The organism is Enterococcus sp. 10F3_DIV0382 (genome assembly GCF_002140245.1).
GTDB lineage: Bacteria > Bacillota > Bacilli > Lactobacillales > Enterococcaceae > Enterococcus_B > Enterococcus_B lactis.
Genome location: NZ_NGMF01000001.1, coordinates 1,410,007 through 1,422,193 on the forward strand (window position 1 = coordinate 1,410,007; position 12,187 = coordinate 1,422,193).

The 12,187-nt window shown below is 39.5% G+C and carries 8 protein-coding genes; 6 read left to right on the top strand and 2 right to left on the bottom strand.

Features of this window, described 5'->3' with window-relative positions; translation table 11 throughout:
• Positions 1 to 1,329 carry an enolase C-terminal domain-like protein gene (locus tag A5849_RS07195; RefSeq protein ID WP_002292115.1) on the top strand — a complete coding sequence of 443 codons (1,329 nt, stop codon included), beginning with the start codon at positions 1 to 3 and terminating at the stop codon, positions 1,327 to 1,329.
• 44 nt (positions 1,330 to 1,373) lie between these two features.
• Positions 1,374 to 2,522, top strand: a complete 1,149-nt coding sequence (locus A5849_RS07200; protein WP_002292114.1) for a glycerate kinase — start codon at positions 1,374 to 1,376, stop codon at positions 2,520 to 2,522.
• A 44-nt stretch (positions 2,523 to 2,566) separates the two neighbouring features.
• Here A5849_RS07200 and A5849_RS07205 read toward each other — a convergent pair whose 3' ends face one another.
• Positions 2,567 to 3,304 carry an amino acid ABC transporter ATP-binding protein gene (locus tag A5849_RS07205; protein ID WP_002292113.1) on the bottom strand — a complete coding sequence of 246 codons (738 nt, stop codon included), beginning with the start codon at positions 3,302 to 3,304 and terminating at the stop codon, positions 2,567 to 2,569.
• A gap of 1 nt (position 3,305) precedes the next feature.
• Positions 3,306 to 4,808, bottom strand: coding sequence for an amino acid ABC transporter substrate-binding protein/permease (locus A5849_RS07210; RefSeq protein WP_002292110.1), 1,503 nt, complete (start codon positions 4,806 to 4,808; stop codon positions 3,306 to 3,308).
• A gap of 258 nt (positions 4,809 to 5,066) precedes the next feature.
• Between A5849_RS07210 and uvrB the strand changes: the two genes are divergently transcribed.
• The 4 genes from uvrB to A5849_RS07235 all read left to right on the top strand — a co-directional run bounded on the left by uvrB (position 5,067) and on the right by A5849_RS07235 (position 12,150).
• On the top strand, positions 5,067 to 7,061 hold the full coding sequence (gene uvrB, locus A5849_RS07220; RefSeq protein ID WP_002347864.1) for an excinuclease ABC subunit UvrB: 1,995 nt from the start codon (positions 5,067 to 5,069) through the stop codon (positions 7,059 to 7,061).
• A gap of 9 nt (positions 7,062 to 7,070) precedes the next feature.
• A complete protein-coding gene (gene uvrA / locus A5849_RS07225) occupies positions 7,071 to 9,887 on the top strand; it encodes an excinuclease ABC subunit UvrA (RefSeq protein ID WP_002313677.1) in 2,817 nt (938 codons plus the stop codon).
• 262 nt (positions 9,888 to 10,149) lie between these two features.
• A complete protein-coding gene (locus A5849_RS07230; protein ID WP_002320122.1) occupies positions 10,150 to 11,415 on the top strand; it encodes a D-aspartate ligase in 1,266 nt (421 codons plus the stop codon).
• Between the two features lie 3 nt (positions 11,416 to 11,418).
• Complete coding sequence (locus A5849_RS07235) at positions 11,419 to 12,150, top strand: aspartate racemase (protein WP_002345966.1); 732 nt, start codon at positions 11,419 to 11,421, stop codon at positions 12,148 to 12,150.
• The last annotated feature ends 37 nt before the right edge of the window (positions 12,151 to 12,187 follow it).

Consider the following 12,187-nt stretch of genomic DNA (forward strand, 5'->3'; position numbering starts at 1 on the left):
ATGATTCCGAAAATAATTGATACAAAAGTTATACCAATCGCAGGTTATGACAGTATGCTACTGAATCTAAGCGGTGCTCATGGCCCCTATTTTACGAGAAATCTATTTTTGATGACAGCAGACAATGGAGAAATCGGTGTAGGAGAAGTGCCGGGAGGGAAAAATATCCAAAAGGTTTTAGAAGACGCAAAGCAACTGCTTATTGGTAAAACAATCGGTGAATATAAAAATGTGTTGAAGAAAGTCCATCATAATTTCAATCATTTGGATAGTAGTGGTCGAGGATTGCAGACTTATGATTTGCGCACAACGATTCACGCAGTAACAGCTATTGAATCAGCTTTTCTTGATCTATTAGGCAAGTTCTTTCAAGTTCCAGTTGCTGCGCTTTTAGGAAATGGACAGCAAAGAGATGAGATAGACGTTCTAGGATATCTGTTTTATATTGCAGATTCTAGACAAACGACGTTGCCTTATTTGCTAGGTGACGATGAGTCTGATGAATGGGGTCGACTGAGAAGAGAAGAAGCATTGACTTCTGATTCGATCGTCTCTTTAGCGAAAGCTGCACATGAAAGATACGGTTTTAAGGATTTCAAATTAAAAGGAGGCGTCTTAGAAGGTGAGGAAGAGATAAAGACGATCTGTGCTTTGAAAAAAGCTTTTCCAAACTCTAGGATCACGCTAGATCCAAATGGCGCATGGTCTTTGCAAGAAGCAATTGATTTATGCAAGGGAATGAATGGTATCTTATCTTATGCGGAAGATCCTTGTGGGGCTGAGAATGGATTATCGGGAAGAGAAGCATTAGCGGAATTCAGAAAAGCAACTGGATTACCAACAGCCACAAATATGGTAGCTACAGACTGGCGACAAATGCAACATTCTGTAGCTTTGCAAAGCGTATCTATCCCATTAGCAGATCCCCATTTCTGGACAATGGATGGTTCGGTCAGAGTAGCGCAAATGTGTCATGATTTTGGATTGACTTGGGGCTCTCATTCCAATAATCACTTTGATATCTCACTTGCGATGTTTACGCATGTAGCAGCGGCGGCACCTGGTGAGATCACAGCCATCGACACTCATTGGATCTGGCAAGATGGACAGGAATTATCAAAAAGACCATTCGTTATTAGAGATGGGAAAATCAAGTTGACAGAAGAAATCATTGGTTTAGGTGTAGAACTAGATATGGAGAAAGTAGAAAAGGCACATCAGCTCTATTTAGACAACGAATTAGATTCAAGAGATGATGCAGTAGGAATGCAATTCTTAATTCCAGGATGGACGTTTGATCACAAAAAGCCATGTTTAGTACGTCCATAGCTTAAAGTAGTCATGTTGATTATGATAGAAAAAGCAGGTGTAGCATGAAGAAAAAAATCATCATTGCGTCAGACTCCTATAAAGGAAGTGCTTCGACTTTTGAAGTAGAAGCATCTATTGAAGAAGGAATCAAACGAGTGGAGAAACAAGCAGATGTACTCAAGATCCCGATTGCAGATGGTGGAGAAGGTACTGTTGATGCAATCATTGAGGGGTGCGGTGGAGAATATCGATACATCACAGTGACTGGACCGTATCAGCAAATGGTTCAAGCAAAATTTGGGTTGATTGATACCGAGCGTGCCGTGATCGAAATGGCTCAAGCTTCCGGTTTGATGCTTGTTGGAACCAATCAGATGAATCCGATGGAAGCAACATCTTATGGAACAGGCGAGCTCATCAATGAAGTACTAGCCCATGGTGTAAAAGAAATTTATATCGGTATTGGTGGAAGTGCAACGAACGACGGCGGAGTGGGTATGGCCCAAGCTTTGGGAGTGTCTTTTAAAGATGCCGATGGAAAAGAGATAGCGCTTGGCGCGAAAGAAATCGCAATGATTGATTCCATTGATATATCTAATATTAATCCAAGGTTGAAAGAGACTGTTTTTTACATTTTATCTGATGTTTCCAACCCTCTATGTGGGCAAAACGGCGCTTCTTTTATTTATGGGAAACAAAAAGGAGCTTCTGGAGCGCAAGTGTTAAAATTAGATGAAGCACTCTGTCATTATGGTCAAAAGATCCAAGAAACGTTAGGGATAACCGTTCTAGAAATGGAAGGTGCAGGTGCGGCAGGTGGTTTAGGAGCAGGTCTGTTGGCGTTCTGCGATGCAGAAATGTGTCAAGGAATCTCGAAAATCCTTGAACTTTTAAAGCTTGAAGAATACATGAAAAAGGCAGATGTTGTCATTACAGGTGAAGGGAGAATGGACGGTCAATCTTTGAATGGAAAAGCACCAGTTGGGATTGCTATTCTAGCCAAAAAATATGATATTCCTGTTATAGCTATCGTCGGTAGTGCCTCGGCTAATCTTTCGACCATTTATGAAACTGGTATCGACTATGTACTTGATATCATCAATGAACCGATGGAACTTTCTTATGCGATGGAACAGGTAGAGCGATTGCTTGTTTGTGCAGGAGAACAAGCGATGCGACTGATACAGTTAGGTGAGAAAATAAGAAGATAAAAACACACGGTCCCTTCATGGCGACCGTGCATTTTTGGTTTTTATTAAATATTTAATACTTTATTCAAGAAATCTTTTGTCCGTTCATTTTGCGGATTTTCAAAGATTTGTTGAGGCGTTCCATCTTCTAAAAAGTTTCCGTCGTCAATGAACATGACGCGATTGGCTACTTCTTTAGCGAACCCCATTTCGTGCGTAACGATAACCATCGTCATACCTTGTTCTGCCAATTTTTTCATGACGTTCAAGACATCACCGACCATTTCAGGGTCGAGTGCAGAAGTAGGCTCATCAAAAAGCATGATGTCAGGATTCATCGCTAGAGCACGAGCGATAGCTACACGCTGTTTTTGTCCACCGGAAAGCATTTCAGGATACATATCTTTTTTATCTTCTAGACCAACTGTCTGTAGCAATTTGATTGCTTTTTTCTCTGCTTCTTCTCTGGATTCTTTCTTCAGATCCATCGGTGCTAAAATGATGTTTTCCAAAATAGAAAGATGAGGGAATAAGTTAAAGTGCTGGAATACCATTCCGATATGTTGTCTCACCAAGTTGATATCTGTGCTTTTATCCATCAAGTGGGCGCCGTCAATAATGATCTCACCGTCAGAAGGTTCTTCTAAACGATTCAAGCAACGTAAGAATGTACTTTTTCCTGAACCTGAAGGGCCGATGATACAGACGACATCTCCTTCGTTGATGGATACGTTGATGTCGTTTAATACTGTGTTATCGCCGTATTTTTTGACTAGATGCTCAACTAAGATTTTTTCTGCCATCTTACTTCACCTTCTTTTCTAAAACTTTCGCTAATTTTGTCAATGCTGTAATCAAAATCAAGTACATGATCGCGATGATCAAATAAACATACGTACTTTGTGTCGTACGTGCAACGATGATTTTACCAGTTTGTAGCAATTCGACTACACCAATTGCGGAAATGATCGTTGTATCTTTCAATGAGATAACGAACTGATTCACGAATGATGGAATCATGATGCGTATCGCTTGTGGTAAAATGATTTTTTGCATCGTCCGATTATAAGAAAGACCCAAACTTCTAGAAGCTTCCATTTGTCCGACAGGAACGGCATTGATTCCGCCTCGAACAATCTCTGCGATATAAGCACTTGCGTTAAGAGTCAAGGTGATAACACCAGCGATGAAGTCGGGGATCGTAAATCCAACGATACCAGGCAATCCAAAGAAAATAAAGAATGCAAGAACCATCATCGGAATCCCACGGATGATATCGACATAAATGCTAGCAACCGTGCGAAGCGCGCGTATTGGTGCTACACTGAATAATCCAAAAATCACACCGATTACTATAGCCAAAGCGAAGGAGATCAAAGTCAAGAGAATCGTTCGCCAAAGTCCTTTTAACAATGCTTGATAGTTGTTTTGGATAAGTCCAAGAAATGTCGATTCATCAGCTGCGGAAGAATCACTAGAAGATTCTGAACCATCTGCTACATATTCTTTGATGATCTTATCGTACTCGCCTGTTCTTTTTAATTCTTTCAATCCTTCATTGAACATATTAAGAAGTTCAGGGTTTTGCCCTTTTTTGACGGCAAATGCATACTTTCCGCCAGATTCTTTTTCGATTGGTGTTTCCAATTCTTGTCCTTGTTTGATCGCATAACCAATTACTGGATAATCATCCATCATGGCATCAATTGCGCCAACTTTCAACCCGTCATACAATTGATCTGCAGCATCAAAATATTTGATAGAATAGCCGTATTCAGATTCATGATCGCTTAAAAATTCTGCACTTTCGGTTCCAACTTTTGCTCCGACTGTTTTTCCTTTCAAATCTTCATAAGACTTGATCGAAGTGTCGCCTTTTTTGACAGCTAATTGAATTCCGCTGTCAAAGTAAGAATCAGAAAAATCGTAGCTTTTCTTTCTTTCGTCCGTTACCGTCATTCCGGCAATCATCCCGTCTGCTTGTCCTGATTCTAAAGCTTGCAAAGCAGCGGAGAATCCACGATAGTCCATTCGGATGTTGAATCCTTGCAGTTTGGCGATGCTTTCCATCAATTTTACATCGATGCCCTCATACTCGCCGTTTGCGTTTTGAAATTCAAATGGAGCAAAAGCAGAGTCGCTAGCAATTACGTATACGTCTTTTTTGGGCTCTATTTTTTGCATTGTCTCGCTTGTGCTTGACTCTGCCGTTGTAGTGTTGTCAGCTTGTGCAACATGACCAAACGCAAGTGTCACAAGTCCTGTCATTAAGAAAACAAATGAGTGAAATAAATGCTTTCTTTTCATAATCAACCTCCTAAATTTCCAATATTTTATTATTATAGGCGAAAAGTGCTGAATCAGACAAGACTGTAGGCTCGAAAAAATGAAAAAAATGCGAGTTTCTAACATTATATGTTATAAAACATAACATGGAGAATGAGAGAAAAAAGTGGCGAAAGTATGTTCGGTGTGGTATAATTTTTTAGTAAGGAATGCCTTTGCTTTCCTTTTCTTTTTATTGGTCGTAAAATGAAAAGGAATGAATGAAAAGGAGGACAAAGAATGATTGAAAGAGATACCTCCCGACGCTTTGAGCTTGTCTCGAAATACCAACCGGCTGGTGATCAGCCTGAAGCGATTAACCAATTAGTGGATGGCGTAGTCGGCGGGAAAAAAGCACAAATTTTATTAGGTGCGACTGGAACAGGGAAAACATATACGATTTCCAATCTTATTGAGAAAGTGAATAAACCAACGCTGATTATTGCCCATAACAAAACATTGGCTGGTCAGCTGTACGGGGAATTCAAGGAATTTTTCCCTAACAATGCTGTTGAATATTTTGTTTCTTATTATGATTATTATCAGCCTGAAGCTTATGTGCCTTCAAGCGATACGTATATCGAAAAAGATTCAAGTGTAAATGATGAGATCGATAAATTACGACATTCGGCTACTAGTTCATTATTAGAAAGAAATGATGTGATCGTCATTGCATCCGTTTCATGTATTTTTGGATTAGGTTCGCCTTTTGAGTATCAAAAACAAGTCGTTTCGATTCGACAAGGAGCAGAATTAGATCGCAACCAGTTGATTCGTGACTTAGTCAGTATCCAGTTCGAAAGAAATGATATAGATTTTCAGCGCGGTCGTTTTCGAGTGCGTGGTGATGTCGTGGAGATTTTCCCGGCTTCAAGAGATGAACGTGCCTTAAGAGTGGAGTTTTTTGGAGATGAAGTCGAACGTATCCGAGAAGTCAATGCGCTGACAGGTGAAGTTTTAGGAGAAACGGAACATGTAGCAATCTTCCCGGCAACTCATTTTGTGACGAATGACGAACATATGGAGCATGCCGTAGCGAATATCAAAGCAGAATTAGAGCAGCGTTTAGCTGTTTTACGAAATGAAAACAAACTTCTAGAAGCTCAACGTTTAGAACAGCGAACCAATTATGATATTGAAATGATGTTAGAAATGGGCTACACTTCAGGAATCGAAAATTATTCTCGGCATATGGACGGACGTAAAGAAGGCGAACCGCCTTATACGCTATTGGATTTCTTTCCTGAAGATTTTTTGATCGTGGCTGACGAATCGCACGTGACCATGCCTCAAATCAGAGGAATGTATAATGGCGACCGAGCGAGAAAACAGATGCTAGTAGATTACGGTTTCCGTTTGCCATCTGCTTTAGACAATCGACCGCTTCGTCTAGAAGAATTTGAAAAACATGTCAATCAGATCATTTATGTCTCTGCAACACCAGGACCATATGAATATGAACAAACTGATACCGTTATCCAACAAATCATCCGTCCGACAGGGCTGCTTGATCCAGTAATCGAAGTCCGTCCAATCATGGGACAAATCGATGATCTAGTAGGCGAAATAAATGAACGGGTCGAAAAAGATCAACGGGTATTTGTAACGACACTGACGAAAAAAATGGCAGAAGACCTCACAGATTATTTCAAAGAATTAGGAATCAAAGTCAAATATCTGCATAGTGATATCAAAACGTTGGAACGAACAGAGATCATTCGAGATCTACGATTAGGCGAATTTGATGTGTTAGTCGGAATCAATTTGCTTCGTGAGGGATTAGATGTACCTGAAGTTTCTCTTGTTGCTATCTTGGATGCAGATAAAGAAGGCTTTTTACGTAGCGAACGTTCCTTAGTCCAAACGATTGGGCGAGCTGCTCGTAATGAAGAAGGGAAAGTAATCATGTACGCAGACAAGGTGACGGATTCTATGCGTTTAGCGATGGATGAAACGTCAAGACGTCGTACGATTCAGCAGAAGTACAATGAAGAACATGGGATCGTTCCAAAAACGATCATTAAAGAAATCCGAGATTTGATTTCTATTACGAAAGAATCGGAAGATGATACAAAAGAAGCGGTAAAAGTGTCGTATGAAGAAATGACGAAGGAAGAAAAAGACACGTTATTGATGAAATTAGAAAAAGAAATGAAAGATGCGGCAAAAGCTTTGGATTTTGAAACAGCCGCTAATGTACGAGATATGATTTTAGAATTAAAAGCTTCGAAGTAGGAGGACAACATGGCTAACGATAAAATTACGATTCATGGTGCACGTGCCCATAACTTGAAAAATATAGATGTCACGATTCCACGAGACAAATTCGTGGTCGTTACAGGTTTGTCCGGTTCTGGAAAGAGTTCCTTAGCATTTGATACACTGTATGCAGAAGGACAGCGGAGATACGTAGAAAGTCTTTCTGCGTATGCCCGCCAGTTTTTAGGTCAAATGGATAAACCAGATGTAGACAGCATCGACGGATTGAGTCCGGCGATTTCTATTGATCAGAAAACAACAAGTAAAAACCCTCGTTCGACAGTAGGTACTGTGACGGAAATCAATGACTATTTACGCTTGTTGTTTGCTCGTGTAGGACATCCGATTTGTCCCAACGATCATATCGAGATTACCAGTCAATCAGTAGATCAAATGGCCGATCAAGTAATGGCTTTACCTGAGCGCACAAAGATTCAAGTAATGGCACCAATCGTGGTAAAGAAAAAAGGTCAACACAAAAAAATATTCGAACGAATCCAAAAAGAGGGATACGTCCGCGTTCGAGTCGATGGCGAAATCTATGATTTAAGTGAAGTACCTGAGCTGGAGAAAAACAAAAAACACGATATCGCAATCGTCATCGACCGGATCATTGTGAAAGAAGGAATTCGTTCTCGTCTATTTGATTCTTTAGAGGCAGCCTTGCGACTGGCAGACGGCTATGCTTTGGTTGACGTGATTGGCGAAGAAGAAATGTTGTTTAGCGAACACTATGCTTGTCCTTATTGCGGATTTACTGTTGGTGAACTAGAACCAAGACTGTTCTCCTTCAATGCGCCTTTTGGAGCTTGTCCAGACTGTGACGGTTTAGGCGTCAAATTAGAAGTCGATCAAGATTTAGTCATTCCAGATAGAACGAAGACGCTTAGTCAAGGTGCAATCGTTCCATGGAACCCAATCAGCTCTCAATATTATCCTCAAATGTTAGCGCAGGCTTGCGAAAGTTTCGGTATCGATTTGGATACACCATTCGAAGAATTACCGGAAGAACATCAGGAAATCATCTTAAATGGAACAGATGAACTTTTCCATTTCCATTATGAAAATGATTTTGGTGGCGTTCGCGATGTAGAAACAACTTTCGAAGGAGTATTGAAAAATATCGAACGTCGTTATCATGATACGAACAGTGATTTCACGCGTGAGCAAATGCGTCTTTATATGACCGAATTGACTTGTCAGACGTGTAAAGGTTATCGTTTGAATCCTCAAGCATTATCTGTTCAAATCAATGGAACGAATATTGGGCAAACAAATGAATTGTCTATCCAAAAAGCAGTAGACTTCTTCTCAAACCTTACATTATCTGAACAAGAAAAAGTGATTGCCAAACCGATTTTAAAAGAAGTAAATGACAGACTTTCATTCTTAGAAAATGTCGGATTAGACTATCTAACCTTGAGTCGTGCTTCGGGAACGTTATCTGGAGGAGAAGCACAGCGAATCAGATTGGCTACGCAAATTGGATCGAATCTTTCTGGAGTTCTGTATATTTTAGATGAACCATCGATCGGATTACATCAACGCGATAATGATCGACTGATTGGCTCATTGAAGAAAATGCGTGATCTTGGCAATACACTCGTTGTGGTCGAACATGATGAAGATACGATGTGGGCAGCAGATTATCTGATTGACGTCGGACCTGGAGCAGGGGAACAAGGCGGACAAATCGTTGCTGCAGGTACTCCTGAAGAAGTAGCTAATGATGAAAATTCTTTGACAGGGAAATATCTTTCAGGGAAAAAATCGATCCCGGTGCCAAAAGAACGCCGTAAAGGTAATGGGAAAGCAATCAAGATTACTGGTGCTTCAGAAAACAATCTGAAAAATATCAGTGTCGAATTTCCTTTAGGAGAATTTGTAGCAGTAACAGGTGTGTCTGGTTCTGGAAAGAGTACATTGGTCAATAGTATCTTAAAGAAATCATTAGCGCAGAAATTAAATAAGAATTCTGCCAAGCCAGGTAAATTCAAGACAATTTCCGGCTACGAAAGTATCGAAAAGATCATCGACATCGATCAAAGCCCAATCGGACGGACGCCGAGAAGTAATCCAGCGACTTATACGAGTGTCTTTGATGATATCCGTGGGTTATTTGCTCAAACAAACGAGGCAAAAATGCGGGGATATAAGAAAGGTCGTTTTAGTTTCAACGTAAAAGGCGGTCGTTGTGAAGCGTGTCGCGGGGATGGGATTATTAAGATCGAAATGCACTTTTTGCCTGATGTCTATGTTCCTTGTGAAGTATGTCATGGCAAACGATATAACTCTGAAACATTAGAAGTGCATTACAAAGGAAAAAGCATTGCAGATGTTTTGGAAATGACGGTAGAAGATGCTGTAGAATTCTTCAAGCATATTCCAAAGATTCATCGCAAACTGCAAACGATCGTTGATGTTGGCTTAGGGTATGTGACGATGGGACAACCAGCAACGACATTGTCCGGTGGCGAGGCGCAACGGATGAAACTTGCCAGTGAATTACACAAAATCTCTAATGGAAAGAATTTCTATATATTAGATGAACCAACGACTGGTCTTCATAGCGACGATATCGCCCGTTTGCTGCAAGTGTTACAAAGGTTAGTAGACGCTGGTAATACAGTTTTAGTGATCGAACACAATCTAGATGTAATCAAAACAGCCGATCATATCATTGATTTAGGACCAGAAGGCGGAGAAGGCGGAGGAACGATCCTTGCGACTGGAACTCCAGAAGAAATCATTGATGTAAAAGAAAGCTATACAGGTCACTATTTGAAAAAAATAATGGTATAAAGAAGATAGATCGCTGAGATAGTTAAAAAAACATAAAAAAATGAATTTTTGCTTGTTTTCTTAATACTAGTGTTCTAGAATCATTACATGGTAGTTCTTTCTACACTGATTGGTATAGATAAAAACTTCCTATAAGTTCAATCCGTTCAAAAAAGAATTGAGCAATCGGAGGAGTTTCCTTTGATTGCTTTTTTCTTTATGGTATGATATTCCTTGTGTAGTTAGAAAAGAAAAACAAGAGATTATGAGTAAGTGAGAGATAATGATGAACAGTATTGAAAATGAAGAATTTATCCCTATATTATTAGGAAGCGACATGAACGTTTATGGTATGGCACGTTCTTTTAACGAAGCATACGGCAAAGTCTGCCAAGCATATGCTTCTGATCAATTAGCCCCTACCCGCTACAGTAAAATCGTCAATGTAGAAGTCATTCCAGGATTTGATAAAGACCCTGTATTTATCGAGACGATGCTTCGTTTGGCAAAAGAAAGATATTCTGATAAGAGTAAAAAATATCTTTTGATCGCTTGTGGTGATGGGTATGCAGAATTGATCTCTCAACATAAGCAAGAGCTGTCAGAATATTTTATCTGTCCGTATATTGATTATTCTTTATTTGAAAGACTGATCAATAAAGTAAGCTTTTATGAAGTTTGTGAAGAATATGATCTTCCGTATCCTAAAACATTGATCGTCAGAGAAGAAATGTTAGTAAATGGACGCTTAGAACAGGAATTGCCTTTTGAATTCCCGGTTGCTTTGAAACCCGCAAACAGTGTGGAGTACCTTTCCGTTCAATTTGAAGGAAGAAAAAAAGCGTTTATTCTAGAAACGAGAGAAGAGTTTGATTTGATTTTAGGTCGGATCTATGAAGCCGGTTATACTAGTGAAATGATCGTACAAGATTTTATCCCGGGTGATGATAGTAATATGCGTGTGCTAAATGCGTATGTAGATGAAGATCATCAAGTTCGGATGATGTGTCTTGGTCATCCACTTTTAGAAGATCCTACACCAGCATCGATTGGAAATTACGTTGTGATCATGCCAGATTATAACGAAAAAATCTATCAAACCATTAAAGCATTTTTGGAAAAAATCGAATATACCGGCTTTGCCAATTTCGATATGAAGTATGATCCTAGAGATGGAGAATATAAATTATTTGAAATCAATTTGAGACAAGGACGTAGCAGTTTCTTTGTGACATTGAACGGCTTGAATCTGGCTCGTTTCGTCACAGAAGATCGAGTGTTCAACAAACCCTTTGTTGAAACGACCTATGGAACGAATCAATCAGATAAAGCAAGATTATGGATGGGTGTGCCCAAAAAAATCTTTTTAGAATATGCTCGGGAAAATGAAGACAAAAAACTAGCTGAGCAAATGATCAAAGAAAATCGTTACGGCACTACTGTATTTTATGAAAAAGATCGGTCAATCAAGCGCTGGATGTTGATGAAATATATGTTCCATAACTATATTCCAAGATTCAAAAAGTATTTTCATGTGAAAGAAGGCTAGTTCATGGAGAATTTTTTCAGTATTTTAGGCGGAATGGGCACGATGGCGACAGAAAGTTTTGTTCGCTTGATCAACCACCGAACGAAAGCTACAAAAGATCAAGAATATTTGAATTATGTCTTATTCAATCATGCAACAGTTCCTGATCGTACAGCTTATATTTTAGATCGATCAGAAGAAAATCCAATGCCGTTTCTGCTGGACGATATTGAGAAACAAAATTTATTGCGACCAAACTTCATTGTGTTGACTTGTAACACAGCACATTACTTTTTTGAAGAATTACAAGCGGCAACGGATATTCCTATCCTGCATATGCCAAGAGAAGCAGCAAATGAACTTGTCCGTCAGCATACGACAGGGAAAGTAGCGATTCTAGGAACAGAAGGAAGTATGAAAGCTGGAATCTATGAACGCGAAGTCAAAAATCTTGGATTCGAAACAGTGATTCCTGATACTGCGCTTCAAGAAAAAATCAATTATTTGATCTATCATGAAATCAAAGAGTCAGATCACTTGAATCAAGAACTCTACTATGAGATTTTGGAGGAAGCGGTAGAGCGATTAAACTGTGAAAAAGTTATTCTAGGTTGCACGGAATTATCTTTGATGCATGAATTTGCTGAAGATAATCATTACCCAGTGATCGATGCTCAATCTATTTTAGCGGATCGGACGATCGAACGTGCATTAGCTGAAAGAAACGAAACATTAGATACAGTATCTGAAAAGTAGAAAAATCTTGGATTTGGGGCAAATATCCTAAAAGATA

Bases quoted from the DNA above. Each gene is read 5' to 3' on its own strand.
- A5849_RS07195 (WP_002292115.1), top strand. From the start codon at position 1: ATGATTCCGAAAATAATTGATACAAAAGTTATACCAATCGCAGGTTAT.
- A5849_RS07200 (WP_002292114.1), top strand. From the start codon at position 1,374: ATGAAGAAAAAAATCATCATTGCGTCAGACTCCTATAAAGGAAGTGCT.
- A5849_RS07205 (WP_002292113.1), bottom strand. From the start codon at position 3,304: ATGGCAGAAAAAATCTTAGTTGAGCATCTAGTCAAAAAATACGGCGAT.
- A5849_RS07210 (WP_002292110.1), bottom strand. From the start codon at position 4,808: ATGAAAAGAAAGCATTTATTTCACTCATTTGTTTTCTTAATGACAGGA.
- uvrB (WP_002347864.1), top strand. From the start codon at position 5,067: ATGATTGAAAGAGATACCTCCCGACGCTTTGAGCTTGTCTCGAAATAC.
- uvrA (WP_002313677.1), top strand. From the start codon at position 7,071: ATGGCTAACGATAAAATTACGATTCATGGTGCACGTGCCCATAACTTG.
- A5849_RS07230 (WP_002320122.1), top strand. From the start codon at position 10,150: ATGATGAACAGTATTGAAAATGAAGAATTTATCCCTATATTATTAGGA.
- A5849_RS07235 (WP_002345966.1), top strand. From the start codon at position 11,419: ATGGAGAATTTTTTCAGTATTTTAGGCGGAATGGGCACGATGGCGACA.